This window comes from Sphingomonas sp. Tas61C01 (genome assembly GCF_052567495.1).
On the sequence record NZ_CP199583.1, the window covers coordinates 2,005,001 to 2,023,504 of the forward strand.

Annotated in this window: 19 protein-coding genes (1 of these 19 running past the window's edge); 7 read left to right on the top strand and 12 right to left on the bottom strand. The window is 68.6% G+C overall.

The genetic code is table 11. The features are described from left to right. Positions 1-387, bottom strand: partial view of a CBS domain-containing protein gene (locus ACT009_RS09250; protein WP_445190807.1) — the 5' portion only. Its footprint begins 42 nt before the window's first position; 387 of the gene's 429 nt are visible here — the first part of the coding sequence; its start codon is at positions 385-387; its stop codon lies off the left edge, out of view. A 67-nt stretch (positions 388-454) separates the two neighbouring features. On the opposite strand from ACT009_RS09250, the gene ACT009_RS09255 reads away from it, so the two are divergent. Continuing rightward, positions 455-733, top strand: a complete 279-nt coding sequence (locus tag ACT009_RS09255) for a hypothetical protein (RefSeq protein ID WP_445190808.1) — start codon at positions 455-457, stop codon at positions 731-733. A gap of 67 nt (positions 734-800) precedes the next feature. Here ACT009_RS09255 and ACT009_RS09260 read toward each other — a convergent pair whose 3' ends face one another. From ACT009_RS09260 to hisS, 4 genes are all read right to left on the bottom strand, one after another. Further along, positions 801-1,820 carry a DUF4167 domain-containing protein gene (locus ACT009_RS09260; RefSeq protein WP_445190809.1) on the bottom strand — a complete coding sequence of 340 codons (1,020 nt, stop codon included), beginning with the start codon at positions 1,818-1,820 and terminating at the stop codon, positions 801-803. A gap of 270 nt (positions 1,821-2,090) precedes the next feature. Beyond that, positions 2,091-2,909 (bottom strand): peptide chain release factor N(5)-glutamine methyltransferase, encoded by an 819-nt coding sequence (gene prmC, locus ACT009_RS09265; protein ID WP_445190810.1) that lies wholly within the window; start codon positions 2,907-2,909, stop codon positions 2,091-2,093. A gap of 198 nt (positions 2,910-3,107) precedes the next feature. Continuing rightward, entirely contained in the window at positions 3,108-4,181 is a 1,074-nt protein-coding gene (gene prfA / locus ACT009_RS09270; protein ID WP_445190811.1) for a peptide chain release factor 1, read from the bottom strand. Further along, positions 4,178-5,428, bottom strand: coding sequence for a histidine--tRNA ligase (hisS, locus tag ACT009_RS09275; RefSeq protein WP_445190812.1), 1,251 nt, complete (start codon positions 5,426-5,428; stop codon positions 4,178-4,180). Before hisS ends, prfA begins: the two co-directional genes overlap by 4 nt. Before the next feature lie 49 nt (positions 5,429-5,477). On the opposite strand from hisS, the gene ACT009_RS09280 reads away from it, so the two are divergent. The 3 genes from ACT009_RS09280 to ppa all read left to right on the top strand — a co-directional run bounded on the left by ACT009_RS09280 (position 5,478) and on the right by ppa (position 8,767). After that, entirely contained in the window at positions 5,478-6,128 is a 651-nt protein-coding gene (locus ACT009_RS09280) for a DUF1345 domain-containing protein (protein ID WP_445190813.1), read from the top strand. A 97-nt stretch (positions 6,129-6,225) separates the two neighbouring features. After that, on the top strand, positions 6,226-8,154 hold the full coding sequence (locus ACT009_RS09285; protein ID WP_445190814.1) for a M61 family metallopeptidase: 1,929 nt from the start codon (positions 6,226-6,228) through the stop codon (positions 8,152-8,154). A gap of 37 nt (positions 8,155-8,191) precedes the next feature. Next, entirely contained in the window at positions 8,192-8,767 is a 576-nt protein-coding gene (gene ppa / locus ACT009_RS09290) for an inorganic diphosphatase (RefSeq protein WP_445190815.1), read from the top strand. A 126-nt stretch (positions 8,768-8,893) separates the two neighbouring features. Here the strand turns inward: ppa and ACT009_RS09295 are convergent, their stop codons facing one another. From ACT009_RS09295 to ispG, 3 genes are all read right to left on the bottom strand, one after another. Continuing rightward, positions 8,894-9,370: a GNAT family N-acetyltransferase gene (locus ACT009_RS09295; protein WP_445190816.1), complete on the bottom strand. Its 477-nt coding sequence runs from the start codon at positions 9,368-9,370 to the stop codon at positions 8,894-8,896. Then, a complete protein-coding gene (locus ACT009_RS09300; protein WP_445190817.1) occupies positions 9,367-10,260 on the bottom strand; it encodes a DMT family transporter in 894 nt (297 codons plus the stop codon). The genes ACT009_RS09295 and ACT009_RS09300 overlap by 4 nt, the downstream gene beginning before the upstream one ends. 266 nt (positions 10,261-10,526) lie before the next feature. Beyond that, on the bottom strand, positions 10,527-11,651 hold the full coding sequence (ispG, locus tag ACT009_RS09305) for a flavodoxin-dependent (E)-4-hydroxy-3-methylbut-2-enyl-diphosphate synthase (RefSeq protein ID WP_445190818.1): 1,125 nt from the start codon (positions 11,649-11,651) through the stop codon (positions 10,527-10,529). A gap of 89 nt (positions 11,652-11,740) precedes the next feature. On the opposite strand from ispG, the gene ACT009_RS09310 reads away from it, so the two are divergent. Genes ACT009_RS09310 through ACT009_RS09320 form a run of 3 tightly spaced genes read left to right on the top strand, consistent with a single transcriptional unit; the run spans position 11,741 to position 14,729 of the window. Beyond that, positions 11,741-12,904, top strand: coding sequence for an acyltransferase family protein (locus tag ACT009_RS09310; RefSeq protein ID WP_445190819.1), 1,164 nt, complete (start codon positions 11,741-11,743; stop codon positions 12,902-12,904). Further along, complete coding sequence (locus ACT009_RS09315) at positions 12,904-13,824, top strand: isoaspartyl peptidase/L-asparaginase family protein (protein ID WP_445190820.1); 921 nt, start codon at positions 12,904-12,906, stop codon at positions 13,822-13,824. The genes ACT009_RS09310 and ACT009_RS09315 overlap by 1 nt, the downstream gene beginning before the upstream one ends. A 44-nt stretch (positions 13,825-13,868) precedes the next feature. After that, positions 13,869-14,729, top strand: coding sequence for a S1/P1 nuclease (locus tag ACT009_RS09320; RefSeq protein WP_445190821.1), 861 nt, complete (start codon positions 13,869-13,871; stop codon positions 14,727-14,729). A 200-nt stretch (positions 14,730-14,929) separates the two neighbouring features. On the opposite strand, the gene pal is transcribed toward ACT009_RS09320, so the two are convergent. The 4 genes from pal to tolR form a co-directional block, all read right to left on the bottom strand. Then, a complete protein-coding gene (gene pal / locus ACT009_RS09325) occupies positions 14,930-15,448 on the bottom strand; it encodes a peptidoglycan-associated lipoprotein Pal (RefSeq protein ID WP_445190822.1) in 519 nt (172 codons plus the stop codon). A gap of 53 nt (positions 15,449-15,501) precedes the next feature. Then, positions 15,502-16,872: a Tol-Pal system beta propeller repeat protein TolB gene (gene tolB, locus ACT009_RS09330; protein WP_445190823.1), complete on the bottom strand. Its 1,371-nt coding sequence runs from the start codon at positions 16,870-16,872 to the stop codon at positions 15,502-15,504. Between the two features lie 132 nt (positions 16,873-17,004). Then, the gene (locus ACT009_RS09335) at positions 17,005-17,937 is read right to left on the bottom strand and encodes a cell envelope biogenesis protein TolA (RefSeq protein WP_445190824.1); all 933 of its coding nucleotides are present in this window, start codon (positions 17,935-17,937) and stop codon (positions 17,005-17,007) included. Then, a complete protein-coding gene (gene tolR, locus ACT009_RS09340) occupies positions 17,937-18,374 on the bottom strand; it encodes a protein TolR (RefSeq protein WP_445190825.1) in 438 nt (145 codons plus the stop codon). The genes ACT009_RS09335 and tolR overlap by 1 nt, the downstream gene beginning before the upstream one ends. Positions 18,375-18,504 lie beyond the last annotated feature (130 nt).

Here is an 18,504-nt window from a genome sequence, read left to right on the forward strand (position 1 = left end):
CTCGATCCGGTCGATCCGGTATTTGACGATGTCGCCGATCGAGACGAAGCCGACCACCCGCTCGCCTTCCACCACCGGCAGATGCCGGATCCGCCGGCGGGTCATCAGCGACAGCGCGCCGATCGCGGGATCGCGCGGGCCGACGCTCTCGACCGGGCTGGTCATCACCTCCGCCACCTTGCGGGTCAGCGCCGCGGCGCCGCCCTCGGCCAGCGCATGGATGACGTCGCGTTCGGAAAAGATCCCAACCACCGCGGACGCCGCCATCACCGGCACCGCGCCGATGCCGTGCTGCGCGAGCAGCGCGACCGCATCCGCGACGCTCGCCTCCGGATCGATCGATATCACCGCGTCGCCCTTGCCGCGCAGGATGGCCGCGATCGTCATGTCAGACTCTCCTCGTCTATGTTCTTGGCGGCTTGAGAAGATCATGTTTGCGCGCCTAAGGCAAAGCATGTCCGAGTCCCCGCAAGGCCTGACCGATCCCGTCTACGCCGCGTTCGCGTGGGGGCGGTTCCGCGCGATCATGGCGTGGATGACGCTGGCAGCGGCGATCTGCGTGGCGGTGGTGATCGTGATCCTCGGCCAGGTCTACGGCCGGCTGCACCTGGTGACCATGCTCGCGGTGATCGGCGGGGTCGGCGGATCGGTGATGCTGGCGGGGCTGCTGATGGGACTGATCTTCCTCAGCTCGGGCAGCGGCCATGACGAGGACGTCGAGCGGATCGACTGACACGGAAAAAGGGCCGGCCCCGCAAGACCGACCCTTCTTCATCGTCACTAAGCCTTGCGGCCGGCGCTCACTCCGCGGCGCTGGGCACGTCGCGCGTGCGCGGTGCGGTGCGGCGGCGGCGCGGCTTGGGCGCATCGCCATCCGCATCGTTGGCCGCGGCCGAGATGCCGAGCGAGGGCGGCAGGCGATCGGCGCCAAAGCCGGTGTCGCTCGTATCGGGCTGCGGCGCGACGTCGGCGACCGGCTCGCGACGCGGACGACCACGGCGGCGGGGCGCCTCGGCGTCCTGCTCCGGCGCGGCCTGATCGGCGGGCGCGAAGGCGTCGAGCTGTTGCGGCTGCTCCGCCTCGCGGCGCGGCGCGGTGTCGGCCTGCTGCTCGCGCTCGGGGCGCGCACGCCGGGGTTGCTGGTCGCGATCGGCGCGCGGCTCCCAATTGCGCGGTGGGCGCGACTGATCGGTTTCGCTGCGATCGCCACCGGCATTGCCGCCCCGATCCTGGCCACTCCGATCTTGGCCGCGATCCTGGCTGCGATCCTGAACGTTACGTTCCTGACCGTTACGTTCCTGACCGTTACGCTCCTGGCGATCGCCGCCGTTCGCGCCACGATCCTGACGCTCGGGACGTTCGCGGCGGTAATTGCCCTGGCGGTCGCCCTGCCCGTCGTCGTTCTGATACTGCTGCGACGGCTGCGCCTGCTGTGGCTGCTGCTGCTCGCCGGCGCGCACCGGCTCGCCCTCGTCGCCATAGAAGTCGTCGCCATCGCCGTCGAAGTCGTCGCGCTGCTGCCGGCGCGGCTGGTTCTCTTCGACGCGGCCGCGCTGGTCGGCGAGCACACGGAAGTAATGATCCGCGAACTGCAGGTAATATTCGGTGTTCACCCGGTCGCCCTGGCGCTGCGAATCACTCGCCAGATTCTTGTACTTCTCGTACAATTGGCTGGCGTTGCCGCGCGCGCGATTATCGATGCGATTGCCGTTGTCCGATCGGCCCTGACCGCCGCCGCCCTGACGCGGGGCGTTGCCGCCACCGGGATTGTTACCGCCACGACCGCGGCGACGGCCGTTCTGCTGCCGATTGTTGATCAATCTTCTGTCCTTGTACTCAAAACCAAAACTGGCCTTGCTCCCGGTCACACGGTGCAACCCTTCGGGCATCGCACCGTGCGCCGGGCGCAACGATGGAGCCTGCCACGGCCGCCGGACTGCAGCGGTTTCATGACGAAGGGTGCGAGCCACCGCCCGATTCAACAAATTCCGTCGAAGATGACTGTCTGTGGAAAATGCGTGCCCCGGCCTGCCAATAGCGGGCGGACCGCCTGTACCACAAGCGAAATATTGGATCGGCGCTGTTCCGATTCAAGCCGTGGCGACGAGGCAACGATCGCGCCCGCCGAGATCGCGAACCGTGGTCGCGCGCAGCCCAGCGCCGGCCAGCAGCGCGGTCACCGCCGCCGCCTGATCCGCACCGATCTCGATCACCGCGGCACCGCCCGGCGCGATCAGCCCGGCGAGCTGCGGCGCCAGCCGGCGATAGTCGTCCAGCCCGTCCGCGCCCGCGAACAAGGCCGCTGCGGGTTCGTGATCGCGGACCTCCGCCGGCAGGTCGTCCCCGGTCGCGACATAGGGCGGATTGGCGAGCACCAGATCGAAGCGCTCGGCGATACCGGCACCCCAATTGCCGAGCGCGAAGGCGGCGCGCGCCTCCATCGCCAACGCCGCCGCGTTGCGCCGGGCATAGCCGAGCGCGTCGGGCGAGGCATCGACGCCGAGCCCCGTCGCCGCGGGCCATTCCGCCAGCGCCGCCAGAAGCAACGTCCCCGGCCCGGTGCCGAGATCGAGGATTCGGCCGGGCGGTCGCCCCGCGAACTGCGCGACCGCCGCCTCGATCAGCGTCTCGCTGTCGGCACGCGGCACCAGTACGCCTGGGCCGACCGCGAGATCGATGCTCCAGAAGCCGCGGGTGCCGGTGATGTAGGCGATCGGCTCCTGCGCGGCACGGCGCTCGACGAGCGCGGCGAAGCCCGGCGACACGGCGCGATCGGAGTCGAGCAGCAACGCGGTGCGATCAATCATCAGCGCATGCGCCATCAGCAGCTCGGCATCGAGGCGCGGCGTCGCGGAGAACGCGAACCGCGCCGCAGCGGCGGCAAGGGCGGCGGGGATGGAGAGCGTCATCGAGCGGGGTTCGCGACCGGCACCGCCGTCGCACATCGCGACACCCCCCATTCCGTCATCCCGGCGAAAGCCGAGACCCATGGAAGCGCGCGGTGGGGGGAGCGGACCAACGCCAGCGACACCGTTTCCGTGGGTCCCGGCGTTCGCCGAGACGACGGCAGAAGGGGTGCACGGTATTCCATTCAACCCGCAGCCCACTCACCCATCCAGCGTCGCCAGGCGCTCCGCTTCGTCCTGCGCGATCAGCGCGCCGATCAGGTCGTCCATCTCGCCGACCAGTATCTCGGGCAGCCGGTGGAGCGTCAGGTTGATCCGGTGGTCGGTCACGCGTCCCTGCGGGAAATTATACGTCCGGATCCGCTCGGATCGGTCTCCCGATCCGACCATCGACTTCCGCGCGCCCGCCCGTTCCGCGTGGAGCCGCTCGCGCTCGGCTTCGTAGAGCCGGGTGCGCAGGACCTTCATCGCCTTGGCCTTGTTCTTGTGCTGCGACTTCTCGTCCTGCTGGATCACCACCAGCCCGCTCGGGATGTGGACGATGCGCACCGCCGAATCGGTGGTGTTGACCGATTGGCCGCCCGGGCCCGACGACCGGTAGATGTCGATGCGCAGGTCCTTGTCGTCGATCTTTACGTCGACATCCTCCGCCTCGGGCAGCACCGCGACGGTCGCCGCCGAGGTGTGGATCCGCCCGCCCGCCTCGGTCACCGGCACGCGCTGGACGCGGTGGACCCCGCTCTCGAATTTCAGCTTCGCGAACACCCCCTGCCCGGTGACGCTGGCGACGACTTCCTTGAAGCCGCCCGCATCGGACGCCGAAGACGAGATCATCTCGACCCGCCAGCCCTGCGCCTCGGCATAGCGCTGGTACATCCGGAACAGGTCACCCGCGAACAGCGCCGCCTCGTCGCCGCCGGTGCCCGCGCGCACCTCGAGCATCGCCGAGCGCTCGTCCGCGGCGTCGCGCGGCAGCAGCGCGAGCGCGAGCTTGCGGTCGGCGGTCTCCAGCGCGGCCTTGTTCTCGCGCAGTTCCTCCTCCGCCATCGCGCGAAGTTCGTCGTCGGCGTCGCCCGCCATATAGGCGAGGCTGTCCGCCTCCGCGCGTAACCGCCTGACCAGCCCCGCGGCCTGCGCGACGGGTTCGAGCTCTGCATATTCCTTCGACACCGCGACGAAGCGATCGGACGGCAGATCGCCGGTCGCCATCTGCGCCTGCAACTCGTCCCGCCGCGCCTCGATCTGCGCGATCCGATCGGGGGAAATGGTGGTCATGCAGCTTGTACGATCGCGTTGATAATGGGAGTCACGCGATCCATCTCCTCTTTATCAGCGCCGTACCCTCGCTGGGAGAAGCCAATTACCTGCTCATCCTTTTTCAAAGAGACGATCTGACGCGGGCTGAGCTTTAGCGCACGATCGAAACGCTTTCGTACGCTCCCACTAGCAATCGTGTCGGACCTAACTCCCGCGCGTCGAAGAGCAGCTGTTGTTGCCATTGCTATCGGCACCAGTGAATCATCCTCAACGACGACAGCGACCTCAAGCCGCTCCGCCGCCGGCTCCGCCAGCAACATCGCCAGCCGCTCGACGCCCGCCGCCCAGCCCACGCCGGCGGTCGGCGCACCGCCCAGCGACTCGACCAGCCCGTCGTAGCGCCCGCCCGCCAGCACCGTGCCCTGCGCGCCGAGCCGGTCGGTGACGAACTCGAACGCGGTGTGCCGGTAATAGTCCAGTCCGCGCACCAGGCGCGCGTTGCGGGTCCACGCCACGCCCGCGGCGTCGAGCCCGCCGGTCACCGCGTCGAAGAACGCGCGCGCCTCGTCGGTCAGGTACGCGTCGATATCCGGCGCCGCGTCCGCGATCGGTCGGTCGCGCGGGTCCTTGGAGTCGAGGATGCGCATCGGGTTCTTGTCGAGCCGGATCAGGCTGTCCTCCGACAGATCGCCGCGATGCGCCTCGAAATGCGCGACCAGCCCGGCCCGCCACGCCTCGCGGGTCGCCGCATCGCCCAGCGTGTTGAGCTGCAGCGTCACCCCGTCGGCGATGCCGAGCTCGTTCAGCAGCTGATCCGCCAGCACCAGCAGCTCGACGTCCGCCGCCGGCTCGGGCGCACCCAGGATCTCGGCGTCGATCTGGTGGAACTGGCGATAGCGCCCCTTCTGCGGGCGTTCGTAGCGGAACACCGCGCCGCTGGTCGCGAGCTTCAGCGGCACATATTGCTGCCAACCCTCGGTCAGGAAGGCGCGGGCGATGCCGGCGGTGAACTCCGGACGCAACGTGATCGAATCGCCGCCGCGATCGTCGAACGTGTACATCTCCTTCGATACCACGTCGGTGGTCTCGCCGATCGATCGGGCGAACACCTCGGTCGCCTCGAACACCGGCAGGTCGACGCGCTGGAAGCAATAGAGCCGCCGCACGCGGTCGAACGTGTCCAGCACGTGCGCGAAGCGGCGTTGGTCTTCGCCGAAGATGTCCTGGGTGCCGCGCACCCGGCGCGGCGTTTCGATACGGGCCATATGGGGGGCGTATCTAGGCGAGGCGCGCGACAAGCGCTAGCACCCGACGATGACCAGCCAGCGACGCTATTGGGGGATCGGCAAGCGCATCGCGCCGCCGCGTTTCGCGCTGTTCGCGCTGCTGTTCGTGATCGGGCTGGTGGTGCTGATCCCCGCCGCCGGCGCCGGACGCGGCACGATGATGGCGTTCGACATCGCCGCGACCGCATTCCTGCTGTCGCTGATCGGCCTGTTCCGCAACGGCGACGTCGATCACATGCGCCGCGCCGCGCGCGACAACGATGCCAATCGCGCGCTGCTGCTGGCGATCACCGCGACGACGATGATCGCGATCCTCACCGCGGTGGCGGGCGAGCTGAAGGGCCGCAACGACACCTACGCGATCATGCTGGTGATCGCGACGCTGGCGCTCGCCTGGCTGTTCACCAACATGATCTACGCGCTCCATTATGCGCACCTGTTCTATATCGAGAACGACGGCGGCGACGATGCCGGCGGCATGGAATTCCCGTCCTGCGACGAGCCCGACTATTGGGACTTCCTCTATTTCAGCGCCACGCTCGGCATGACCTTCCAGACCTCCGACGTGTCGATCACCTCGCGCCGGATCCGCCGGGTGGTGCTCGGTCATTCGCTCGCGGCGTTCGTGTTCAACCTCGGCGTGGTCGCGTTCACGATCAACGTGCTGGGCGGCGGCTGACGCGGCACATGGCGGTGGACGCGATCGGGCAAGGCACTGGACGCGCGGCGTTTCCGCTGGTTACACCCGCCGCAACATTCCCTGCCGAAGGCTTCCCATGATCCGCACCCTCGCCGTCGCTTCGCTGCTGCTGTCCGTCGCCGCTCCCGCCCTGGCGCAGGTTCCCGCGGGCAATTCGGCGCCGCAGCCGGTTCCGTTCGTCGATACGATCCCTGCGGCTCAGGACACCGCCTATCCCGGCACGCTCCAGCTCGACATCGACGCCACCGACACCGAACGCGGCATCTTCCGGGTGAAGGAGACGATCCCCGTCGCCAAGCCCGGGCCGATGGCGCTGCTCTATCCGAAATGGATCCCCGGCAGCCATTCGCCGAGCGGCCAGATCGAAAAGGTCGCCGGGCTGGTCATCCGGGGCAATGGTCGCGTGCTGCCGTGGACGCGCGATCCGATCGACGTCACCGCCTTCCACATCGACGTGCCCGCCGGCGTGAAGCGGCTCGACGTCGAGTTCCAGTTCCTGTCGGCGACCAAGGCCGACCAGGGCCGGATCATGATGACGCCCGCGCTGATCAGCCTCCAGCCGATCTCGATGAGCCTCTATCCCGCAGGCTATTTCGTCCGCCGCATCCCCATCCAGATGACCGCGACCTTCCCCGCGGGCTGGACCGCGGCTGGGGCGCTGCCCGCGAAGGTCACCAACGCCGCGGCGGGCACGATCTATCGCTACGACGCCAGCAATTACGAGATCCTGATGGACTCGCCGGTGCTGGCGGGCCGCTACGGCAAGGTCTGGCCGCTGAGCCCGCGGGTCGTCCTCAACGTCTTCGCCGACACGCCCGACCTGCTCGCCGCGACCCCGGCGCAGATCGACGCGCACAAGCGGCTGGTCGATCAGGCGGTGAAGACCTTCGGCGCGCAGCATTACGATCATTACGAATTCCTGCTGTCGCTCACCGACCAGCTCGGCGGGATCGGGCTGGAACATCATCGCAGCTCGGAAAACGGATCACGACCCGGCTATTTTACCGAATGGGATCAGAATGCGGCGGCGCGCAACCTGCTGCCGCACGAATTCACGCATAGCTGGGACGGCAAGTTCCGTCGCGGCGCCGATCTGTGGACTCCCGATTACCGTACCCCGATGCGCGATTCGCTGCTCTGGGTGTACGAGGGCCAGACCCAGTTCTGGGGCTATGTGCTGCAGGCGCGGTCGGGGCTGGTGTCGAAGCAGGACACGCTCGACGGCTATGCCGCGATCCTCGGCCTCTACGACACCGCGCCGGCGCGGCAGTGGCGCAACCTGATCGACACCACCAACGATCCGACGATCTCGCAGCGCCGGCCGAAGGGCTGGACCAGCTGGCAGCGCAGCGAGGATTACTACAACGAGGGCCTGATGGTCTGGATGGAGGTCGACGCGATGCTCCGCCAGAAATCGGGCGGCACCAAGTCGATCGACGATTTTGCGCGCGCCTTCTTCGGGGTGCGCGACGGCGACTATGGCGAGCTGACCTACACCTTCGCCGACGTCGCCGCGACGCTGAACGGCATCGTCCCCTATGACTGGGCGAGCTTCCTGACCAGTCGCCTGACCGAAACCGGCCGGCCCGCGCCGATCCAGGGCTTCGCGATGAACGGCTACAAGCTCGTCTACGGCCCCGATCAGAGCGCCTATGCGAAGACCCAGGAAAAGACCCGCGGCACCGATGTCAGCTTCTCGATCGGACTGGTGATCAACAAGGATGCCGAGGTCACCGCCTCGATCTGGGAGTCGCCCGCGTTCAAGGCGGGGATCGACGTCGGCACGCAGATCCAGGCGGTCGACGGGCAAGCCTTCACCCCCGAACGGCTGAAGGCATCGATCCTCGCGGCGAAGGATAGCAAGGAACCGATCCGCTTGCTGGTCAAGAACGGTACGCGTTTCCGCGATCTCGCCATCGACTATCACGGCGGGCCCCGCTATCCGCGCCTCGAAAAGACGGGTGCCGGAGAGGGTGGCCTGGACCAACTGCTGATGCCGCGGTGACCGTGGCACGCACTCGACTGTAAGGACGGCTGGCTTCATGCGTATCGATCTCATCCCGACCGGCAAGAACCCGCCGGAAGACCTCAACGTCATCATCGAGGTGCCGACCGGTGGCGAACCGGTGAAGTACGAATTCGACAAGGCGTCGGGCGCGCTGTTCGTCGATCGCATCCTCCACACGCCGATGCGCTACCCGGCGAACTACGGCTTCGTTCCGCACACGCTTTCCCCCGACGGCGACCCGCTCGACGCGCTGGTGATCGCGCGCTCGCCGTTCATCCCCGGCTGCGTCGTCCGCGCGCGTCCGATCGCGGTGCTGAACCTGGAAGACGAGGCCGGTGGCGACGAGAAGCTCGTCTGCGTACCGGTCAACGAGGTGTTCCCCTATTACAGCAACGTCGACAGCCGCGCCGACGTGCCGGAGATCGTGTTCGAACAGATCGAACATTTCTTCACCCACTATAAGGACCTGGAAAAGAAGAAGTGGGTCCGCGTCGGCGTATGGGGCGACGCCGACGAAGCGCGGCGCATCACCATCGAGGCGATCGAGCGCTACAACACCGCGAAGGAACAGGGCGAAGAACCCCACGACCACGACGTCGCGGGTCGTTGAAGGACTTCTAAACCTCTCCCCTCTCCTTCAGGGGAGGGGTCGGGGGTGGGGCCTCGCCGCAAACGCGGCGCTTGTGGAGAGCCCTCACCCCAACCCCTCCCCTGAAGGGGAGGGGCCTGAAGGTTGCTACTGGCCCCCCGCCAGCTTCACCAGCGCCTCGCCGCTGACGCGCTGCACCGTCCACTCGTCCTGCCCGACCGCGCCCATCGCGCGGTAGAAGCGGATCGCGGGTTCGTTCCAGTCGAGCACCGACCATTCGAACCGCGCGCACCCGCGCGCCACCGCGATTCCCGCGAGATGCCGCAACAACGCGGTGCCGACCCCGCATCCCCGCGCCGCCGGGGTGACGTACAGATCCTCCAGGTACAGCCCCCGCCTTCCCGTCCATGTCGAAAAATTGTGGAAGAAGATCGCGAAGCCGAGCGGTTCGCCGTCCTCGGCGATCACCGCCTCGGCCGCCGGCTCGGCACCGAACAGCGCCGCGGTCAGCGTCTCCTCGGTCGCCTCGACCGCGTCGGGCTCGCGCTCGAACGCGGCGAGATCGCGGATGAAGCCGAGGATGGTGCCGACATCGGCGGGCGTGGCGGGGCGGATCCAAGTCATGACGCTGCCGGTAGCGGCGGCGCGACGGTTCCGCCACGCCGCGCGGCATAAAAGCAGGCGCTGACGATGACCGCCGCGCCGATCAGCGTGAACGCCGACACTCGCTCCCCGAACACCGCCCAGCCGAGCGCCGCGGCATAGAGAAACGAGGTATATTCGGTCGTCGCAAGGTAGCCGGTCTCACCGTGCGCATAGGCCCAGCCGAGCAGCCACAGCGAACTCGTCCCCAGCACCGCGGCAATCACGATCTGCGGCCAGTGCGCCGCCGCCGGTACCGCCGCCAGCCACGGCGCCGCGCAGGCGAGCAGGACCACCACCGTGCCCGACTGGAAGAACGCGATCTCGCCCGGCCGCGCCGCCTGCGACTGCACCCGCGCGATCACCAGGTTGATCGCATACAGCACCGCCGAAGCGAGGATCGCCAGCGCGCCGTCGAACGCCCCCGGCATCGGCGCGGCGCGCGCCTGCCCCGCGAGGATCACGAACACGCCGACGAAGGCGAGGATCGACGCAAGGATCACCCGCCGCCCGACCCGCTCGCCGAGCGCCACCGCGGCGAACAGCAGCGCCAGGATCGGCGCGATGTAGGCGAGCGTGATCGCCTGCGCCATCGGCACGCGCGCCAGCCCCCAGAAGAACAGCAGCGCCATCGCCGCGGTGACCGTCCCGCGCAGCAGATGGATCCTGAGCGTACGCCGGGTCGGCAACCCGTCATGCCCCGCCCGCCAGGCGATCGCACCGAGCCCCGCCGATACCGTCACCCGCCAGAACAGCGCATTGTAGACGCCGATCGCCAGCACCAGCGACTTCATGAACGCGTCCATGATCGAGAACAGCCCGATCCCGAGCGCGGCTACCGCGAAGGCGAGAGCGGGGGACGGGCTGCGCATCGACGGTCTTCTAGGGAGAGTGGTGGGTGAGGTGAAGCGAGCGATTGGACACGGTGCAACATCGACAGGTCAACGCTGGTTGTGCTCCCGCGAAGGCGAAACCTCTGCGAGAGTCGCAGTGGCCCGATCCATCTTCGTCACCCCGGACCTGATCCGGGGTCCCGCTATGCAGTGAGTACAACGACTACTGCTTCTGAGGCTTAGCGGGACCCCGGATCGAGTCCGGGGTGACACCGATGTTCATGCTCCAGCGGAGGGCGGACTTGCTACGCCGCCGCCACCTTCGCCGCCTCGTCCGCCGCCTCGATCTCGCGGGCCTTCGCTTCGACCAGCGACACGATGTGATCGACCATCCCGGAATCCTGAACATGGTGGTCGGTGACGCCCGACAGATAGACCATGTGCTTGCCGTTGCCGCCGCCGGTGATGCCGATGTCGGTCTCGCGCGCTTCGCCGGGGCCGTTGACCACGCAACCGAGGACGCTGAGCGACATTGGGGTGCGGATGTGCTGGAGCCGTTCCTCCAGCGCCTGCACGGTGCGGATCACGTCGAAGCCCTGCCGCGCGCAGCTCGGGCAGGAAACCACGCGGACCCCGCGGTTGCGGATGCCGAGCGCCTTCAGGATCTCGAACCCGACGCGGACCTCCTCCTCCGGTTCGGCGGAGAGCGACACGCGGATGGTGTCGCCGATCCCGTACCAGAGCAGGCTGCCCATTCCGATCGCGGACTTGACGGTGCCGCCGACGAAGCCACCCGCCTCGGTGATGCCGAGATGCAGCGGGCAATCGACCACTTCGGCCAGCTGCTGGTACGCCGCCACCGCCAGGAACAGGTCGGACGCCTTCACCGCGACCTTGAATTCGTGGAAGTCGTGGTCCTGCAGCAGCTTGATGTGATCCAGCGCGGATTCGACCAGCGCCTCCGGGCAGGGCTCGCCATATTTCTCGAGCAGATGGCGTTCGAGGCTGCCCCCGTTGACGCCGATCCGGATCGCGCAGCCGTTCGCCTTGGCCGCATTGACGACTTCGCGGACGCGATCGGACGAGCCGATATTGCCGGGGTTGATCCGCAGGCACGCCGCGCCCGCGTCGGCCGCCTCCAGCGCGCGCTTGTAGTGGAAATGGATGTCGGCGACGATCGGCACCCGCGCCGCGCGGACGATCTGGCCGAGCGCGGCGGTGGAGTCGGTGTCGGGGCACGATACCCGGATGATGTCGACCCCGGCGTCCTCGCAGCGGCGGATCTGGTCGATCGTCGCGCGCGGATCGGAGGTCGGCGTGTTGGTCATCGTCTGCACGGTGACCGGCGCATCGCCGCCGACGGGAACGTTGCCGACCATGATCTGGCGGCTGTGACGACGCGTGATGTCGCGCCACGGACGAATGGACATGGCCGCGCCTATACTCCCCTGCCCGCCGCCGCGCCAGCACCCGGCGCACATCGCTGGCGCCGGCGCCCTTCTGCCGGTAGGGCGCGGGAATGACGCGGCATTACGGGATGGACTGGTTGCGGATCGGCGCCTTCGCGCTGCTGATCTTCTACCATATCGGCATGGTGTTCGTGCCGTGGAACTTCCACGTCAAATCCACCCATGTCGCGACCTGGGCGACGCTGCCGATGCTCGCGACCAACGCCTGGCGGCTGACGCTGCTGTTCGTGGTGTCGGGCTATGCGAGTCGCGCACTGCTGCGGCGATCGAGCGGGGTGGGCGGGTTCATCGGCAACCGCACCTTCCGGCTGCTGGTGCCGCTGCTGTTCGGCATGGCGGTGATCGTCCCGCCGCAGCCCTGGGTCGAGCTGGTTACCAAGCACGCCTATTCGGGCGGCTACGCGACCTTCTGGCTGCACGATTACTTCCGCTTCGCCACGCTGGCGGGGCTGTCGCTGCCGACCTGGAACCATCTGTGGTTCGTCGTCTACCTGTGGGTCTACACGCTCGCGCTCGGCCTGGTGCTGCTGGTGGCGCGGTCGCCTGCGCCGCAGCGCGTGTTCGACAAGGTGTTCGCCGGCGTCGGAGTGCTGATCGTGCCGCTCGCCTGGCTGATCGCGGTGCATGGCTGGATCTTCCCGATGGCCGCCGAAAGCCACGCGCTGTTCGGCGACTGGATCGCGCACGCGACCTTCCTGCCCGCCTTCCTGTTCGGCTTCGGGCTGGCGGGGTCGGAGCCGGCGATGGCCGCGATCGGGCGCTGGTGGCGGGTCGGCGCGGTGCTGGCGGTGGTCGGCTATGCCTTTATCATCGGGGTCGAGCGGACCTGGCCCGGCGACACCCCGGCACCGCGCTGGATCTATCCCTTCTACGGTGCCGCGCATGCGGTGCAGCAATGGGCCGCGATCGTCGCGCTGATCGGCATCGCCGAACGCTACCTCAACCGCGATCTGCCGATCCGGCCAATGCTGACCGAGGCGGTGTTCCCCTTCTATCTGGTCCACCAGACGATCATCGTCGTCGCGATGTGGGCGATCCTGCCCGCCGGGCTGCCGGGCTGGGCCGAATTCGCCATTCTCGTCGTGGCGACGATCGGAGGCTGCTGGCTGTTCTACGTCGTCGGGCGCGCGATCCCGCCGCTGCGGCCGCTGATCGGCCTGCGTAGCGGCCGGCCGGCGGCGCTTCCCCGGCGTACCGCGGCGGCGGCACTGTGATGGCATGGGCGCTGATGATCCATGGCGGCTGCGGGATCTTCGACCGGCAGACCATCTCGGCCGAAACCGACGCCGGCGTCCGCGCGGCGCTACACCGCGCACTCGATGCCGGCACCGCGGCACTGGCGGCGGAGCGCAGCGCGGTCGATGCGGTCGAGGCCGCGATCCGCGTGCTGGAAGACGATCCCCATTTCAACGCCGGGCGCGGCGCGGCGCTTACCTATGACGGCATCGCCGAGCTGGACGCCGCGATCGTCGACGGCACCACGCGCGCGGCGGGCGCGGTCGCGGGCACCACGCGGACCCGCAATCCGGTCACCCTCGCCCGCACGGTGATGGCGCGCAGCCCGCACGTGTTCCTCGCCGGCGTCGGCGCGGACGAGTTCGGCGCCGCAGAGGGTGTCGAGCCGGTGACGCAGGACTGGCTGATCACTCCCGAACGGCGCGACCAGCTCGCCGCGCTGAAGGCCCGTGGCGGCGACGCGTTCGACGTCGACATGAAATACGGCACGGTCGGTGCGGTCGCGGTCGATGCGCGGGGCCATGTCGCCGCCGCGACCTCGACCGGGGGCGTCACCGGCAAGCGCTGGGGCCGGATCGGCGATTCGCCGATCCTCGGCGCGGGCACATGGGCCGACGATCGCGCCTGCGCGGTGTCGTGCACCGGCGCCGGCGAGTTCTTCATCCGCACCGGCTTCGCGCACGAGATCGCGGCGCGGGTCCGCTTCGCCGGCGCGTCGCTCGCCGATGCGGTCGATGCCGCGATCGGCGAGGTGGTCGCGCTCGGCGGCACCGGCGGCACCATCGTCGTCGCGCCGACCGGCGAGGCGGTGTGGCGCTTCTCCACCCCCGGCATGTTCCGCGGCCGCGCCGACGCGTCGGGCGAGCGCGTCGTCGCGATCTATGGCGACGAGGCGTGATGCGCGCGGTTGGAAAGACCATCGGCTGCGCCTAAGGCGCGGTAATGATCAGTATTCGTACGGTAATTGCCGGCACGGCGATGCTCGGGGCTGCCGCCCCCACCCAGGCCTATTGGGAATATGGCCACCAGACCATCGCGCAGATCGCCGAGGCGAACGTCACGCCGCGGACCCGCGCCGCGATCCACCGCCTCCTCGCCCGCTCCGCGCTGCTCGACACCCCAAGCTGCCCCGCGCGGACGTTCGAGGACGCGAGCGTCTGGGCGGATTGCGTCAAGCCGCTAAAGGGCGCCGACGGCAAGCGCCGGTTCGATTACGCGTACAACTGGCATTTCCAGAACGTCGACGTCTGCGCACCGTTCAGCCTCATGCCAGCATGCAAGGACGGCGACTGCGTCAGCGCGCAGATCGACCGCGACGTCGGCATCCTGAAGAACCGCCGCTCGACGCCGAAGCAACGGGTCGAGGCACTCGTCTTCCTGATCCACTTCGTCGGCGACCTGCACCAGCCGCTCCACGCCGGTGACCGTGCGGACAAGGGCGGCAACGAGGTCGCGGCGCGCTACGGCATCTACGCGCCGAAGCGCTTCAACCTGCATTCGATCTGGGACGGGCCGCTCGCCGAGCGCGCGATCACCAGCGGGCCGTCGCTGGTCCGCCGATTTCCCGCAGCCGAACGCCGGCGGATCGCCACGGGCACGGTCACCGACTGGAGCCGCGAAGCCTGGGAGGTGTCGCGCCGCTACGTCTATGCGAGCGCCGCGGGCGGCGACGCCTGCGCCGCCCCGATCAAAAGCACGACGCTCGACGACGCCACGATCGCGCGGCTGGTGCCGATCGCCCGCCTCGAGGTCGAACGCGGCGGGCTGCGCCTCGCCAAGCTGCTCGACGCCGCGCTGGGATAGCCGAAACTGGACCTGAGCATCAGGACACCGGCCCAGCCTTCCCGTTCGTCCCGAGTAGCGGTCGAGTAGCCCGTAGGGCGTATCGAGACGGCGTATCGAGGGATGGTTGGTGCGTGGCACCTGTACCTCGATACGAGCTCTCGATACGCTCCTTGCAGGAGCTACTCGATCTCTACTCGGCACGAACGGGTCATCATGCGCTAGTTCAGGACCACCGTCACCGCACGGCGGTTCTGCGCGTAGCTGTCGTCGTCCGATCCGGTCGCGAGCGGGCGTTCCTTGCCGTAGCTGATCGTGGTCAGCCGCGATGGATCGACCCCGCGCGCGACGAGGTAGTTCTTCGCCGAGTTGGCGCGGCGATCGCCGAGCGCGAGGTTGTATTCGCGGGTGCCGCGCTCGTCACAATGCCCCTCGATCGTCGCACGGACCTGCGGGAATTTGGCGAGCCACGCTGCCTGGCTGTCGAGGATCGCGCGTGCGGCCGGATCGATGTCGAACACGTCGACGCCGAAATTGACGGTGTTCGACGACACCGAGCGTCGGAAATCGGCGTCCGATCCTGGCACGATCGCGCCGTTGGTGTCGCCGGTGCCGGTGCCGGCCTGCGACGTCGCGGTATCGGACGGCGCCGGCGGCAGCACTTCGGGCCGCTTCTTTGCGCAGCCCGCGACCGCGACGAGCGCGGTGCCCGCAATCAGGATCGTCGTGAGCTTGTTCATATCGTATCTCCCAAATTGTTCGTTTCGCCCCCGAAACTCGGATGACAACGTTTCTACGGCCGCAGCGGTCCCCAGGCCGGGTCAGATCCGTCGAGCGGGGTCGGGATACGGCGTTCGACCGAGCCGGTCAGGTCGACTGCCCAGAGATCGGCCTTCCCCGCCCCGCCGCGGCCCGATCGGAAGAAAGTGATGACCCGGCCGTTGGGCGACCAGCTCGGCCCCTCGTCCTGCCAGGCGTTGGTCAGCAGCTTCTCGTTGCCGCCCGACGGCGACATCGTGCCGATGCGGAACGCGCCCGCGATCTTGGTGAACGCGATCAGGTCGCCGCGCGGGCTCCAGACCGGGGTGGCGTAGCGCCCGCCGCCGAAGCTGATCCGCTGCTGGTTCGATCCGTCGGCGTTCATCACGTAGAGCTGCTGGCCGCCCGATCGATCGCTTTCGAACACGATCTTCGATCCGTCGGGCGAATAGCTGCCGCCGGTATCGATCCCGGGCGAGGTGGTCAGCCGCTGCGGCGTCCCCCCCGCGCTCGGCACGCGGTAAACGTCGGTGTTGCCACCCTGCGCCATCGAAAACAGGATGAAGCGGCCGTCGGGCGAGAAGCGCGGCGCGAACGTCAGGCTGACGTTGCGAACCACCAGCCGTTGCCGCCCCGATCCGATGTCGTAGACGTAGATCGACGGTCGATCGCCCAGATAGCTCATATAGACGATCGACTGCTGGTTCGGCGCGAAGCGCGGGGTCAGCACGATCGACTGGCCGTTGGTCAGGAAGCGGTGGTTGGCACCGTCCTGGTCCATGATCGCGAGCCGCTTGATGCGCTTGCCCTTGGGCCCGGTTTCCGCGACGTAGACGACGCGGCTGTCGAAATACGGGCCCTCGCCGGTCAGCCGCGCATAGACCATGTCGGCGCATTTATGCCCCGCCCGCCGCCAGTCCGCCGGCGGCACCACGAAGCCCTGGCGGGTCAGCTCGATCTTCGAGAACACGTCGTAGAGGTAGCAGCCGACCGTTAGCGTGCCGTCGCCATTGGCGCGGACATAACCCTGGACCAGCGCCTGCGCGCCGGTGCCGCCCCAATAATCGAACGCGGGCGCGGTTACCTCGGCGAAGCCAACCTGCCGCAGCCGGCCGGGCGACAGCGGCGTGAACAGCCCCGAATTGCGCAGGTCGTCGGCGACGATCCCCGCCAGCTTGCTGCCGACCTCCGCGGTCGTCCCGGCACTGGTCTGCACCACCGCCGCGGTCGGCATCGGCGGGATCGCGATCGGCATCGGCGCGGACACGCCGCCCGTCACCGACACCTCGAGCGGCGCCGGACCATGCGCCGCCGCCTGATCCTGCGGCACGGACGCCTGCTGCGCCGCGGCCGGCAAGACAACGGCGACGCTGAGCGCGACAAGCAACGACCGGATCATACGCATCCTCTCAAACCTTTTTCGCAGCTTACCACAGACATCGTACCAAGCTCCATGTGCTCCCGCGAAGGCGGAAGCCCAGTACTGGGTCTCCGCCTTCGCGGGGACACGCGCCGTGGTGCTGGCCGAACGAGCCAATCACTGCAGCTTCCACTGAAAATTGATGTTGTTCCACCCGCCCGATGGCGTGGAGTAATATTCCGCAGGCAGCTTTAACGGCGAACAGCCCTTGAAGGCTGCGATGCCGAGATCGACCACGCGCTGCGCGTAGCGGTCGTTCTCGCCGTCGACGCCCGACTGGCGTACCATCCGCGGGGTGGCGGCGAGCGTGCCGTCCTCGTTGAGGCGGAGGTTGAGCGTGGTCACGATCGCGTTCGCGCCCGGTCCGGGATTTACCTGCCGGTCGGCACAGGGCTGGATCTGGCGCGCGATCGCCTGGACGATCCCCGCCATCGCGCGCGCATCGATCTTGGCCGCTCGCGGCGCGGTGGAGGTGCTGGTCGACGGCTTGTCGGTCAACCCTTCGAGGAAGTTGGCGCCGAGCCGTGAGCCGCGCGGACGCGCGTTGGTGGCGGTCGCCTTCGTCCCCGCCCCGGTTGCAGCGGCGGGTTTCGGCTTGGCCGCCGCGCTGGCGCTCGCCTTCTTCGCAGGTGCGGGCTGCGCCGCGGCCTTTTCGGGCGCAGCGGGCTGTGGCTTGGCCTTTGCAGGCGTCAGTGCGGGCTTGGAGGCGGGTGCGGGTTTAGGCTGACGCACCGGTTCGGGCGGCGCGGGTTTCCGCTGCGGCTGCGGCGGCGCGGGATCTGGTTCGGGCGCGGGCGCGGCCTCCTGCGGCGGCGGCGGCGCAGCATCTTCGGGCGTGCCCTTGTCGGGCGCGACCGACTGCGCCGGCGGCGCGACGTTCTGCGGCGCCGCCGCCTCCAGCCCGACATCATTCACTAGGCTGACCTCGACCGGCTGCTGCATCAGCTTGGCCGGGTTCGGCGTCGCCAGGAAGCCGACCGACAGCAGGCCGAAGAGCACGACGTGCCCGACGACGGCAACGCCGAGGCCGATCTTCTCCGCGCGATCCATCAGCGCTGCGGCCCCTCCACCGTCACCAGCGCGACGCGGTTCAGCCCGGCGCGGTTGAGTTCGCCCATTACCCGCATCACACGGCCGTAATCGAGCGCGCGATCGGCGCGAAGAAACACCTGGGGCGGCTCGCCCCCGGCCTGCAGTGCGGCGATCCGTTCGAGCTCGCCGGGCAGCGCCGCCTCGCCGATCTCCTTATCATCGACGAACAGCTTGCCCGCCTCGTCGAGCGAGATCTGCACCGGCTTCTGATCCTGGTCGAGCGCCTTCGCGCGGCTGTCGGGCAGGTTCACCGGCACGCCCGCGGTAAGCAGCGGCGCGGTGACCATGAAGATGATCAGCAGCACCAGCATGACGTCGACCAGCGGCGTGACATTGATGTCCGCCATCGGCGCCCGCCGTCCACGCCCACGCTGCGACGGAAGGTTCATCGACATGCACTCCTCCCCGGCACGGGGAGGGGGACCGCGCGAAGCGTGGTGGAGGGGGCGTGCCCAGCAGCGTCACGCGGGAGGATGCCCCCCTCCGTCACGCCTTCGGCGCGCCACCTCCCCGTACCGGGGAGGA

Coding starts and splice junctions, on each gene's coding strand:
- pal (WP_445190822.1), bottom strand. CDS start 15,448: ATGAACAAGCTCACGACGATCCTGATTGCGGGCACCGCGCTCGTCGCG.
- ACT009_RS09315 (WP_445190820.1), top strand. CDS start 12,904: ATGGCATGGGCGCTGATGATCCATGGCGGCTGCGGGATCTTCGACCGG.
- ACT009_RS09320 (WP_445190821.1), top strand. CDS start 13,869: ATGATCAGTATTCGTACGGTAATTGCCGGCACGGCGATGCTCGGGGCT.
- prmC (WP_445190810.1), bottom strand. CDS start 2,909: ATGACGCTCTCCATCCCCGCCGCCCTTGCCGCCGCTGCGGCGCGGTTC.
- prfA (WP_445190811.1), bottom strand. CDS start 4,181: ATGACCACCATTTCCCCCGATCGGATCGCGCAGATCGAGGCGCGGCGG.
- hisS (WP_445190812.1), bottom strand. CDS start 5,428: ATGGCCCGTATCGAAACGCCGCGCCGGGTGCGCGGCACCCAGGACATC.
- ACT009_RS09255 (WP_445190808.1), top strand. CDS start 455: ATGTCCGAGTCCCCGCAAGGCCTGACCGATCCCGTCTACGCCGCGTTC.
- ACT009_RS09285 (WP_445190814.1), top strand. CDS start 6,226: ATGATCCGCACCCTCGCCGTCGCTTCGCTGCTGCTGTCCGTCGCCGCT.
- ACT009_RS09310 (WP_445190819.1), top strand. CDS start 11,741: ATGACGCGGCATTACGGGATGGACTGGTTGCGGATCGGCGCCTTCGCG.
- ispG (WP_445190818.1), bottom strand. CDS start 11,651: ATGTCCATTCGTCCGTGGCGCGACATCACGCGTCGTCACAGCCGCCAG.
- tolR (WP_445190825.1), bottom strand. CDS start 18,374: ATGTCGATGAACCTTCCGTCGCAGCGTGGGCGTGGACGGCGGGCGCCG.
- tolB (WP_445190823.1), bottom strand. CDS start 16,872: ATGCGTATGATCCGGTCGTTGCTTGTCGCGCTCAGCGTCGCCGTTGTC.
- ACT009_RS09295 (WP_445190816.1), bottom strand. CDS start 9,370: ATGACTTGGATCCGCCCCGCCACGCCCGCCGATGTCGGCACCATCCTC.
- ppa (WP_445190815.1), top strand. CDS start 8,192: ATGCGTATCGATCTCATCCCGACCGGCAAGAACCCGCCGGAAGACCTC.
- ACT009_RS09300 (WP_445190817.1), bottom strand. CDS start 10,260: ATGCGCAGCCCGTCCCCCGCTCTCGCCTTCGCGGTAGCCGCGCTCGGG.
- ACT009_RS09335 (WP_445190824.1), bottom strand. CDS start 17,937: ATGGATCGCGCGGAGAAGATCGGCCTCGGCGTTGCCGTCGTCGGGCAC.
- ACT009_RS09280 (WP_445190813.1), top strand. CDS start 5,478: ATGACCAGCCAGCGACGCTATTGGGGGATCGGCAAGCGCATCGCGCCG.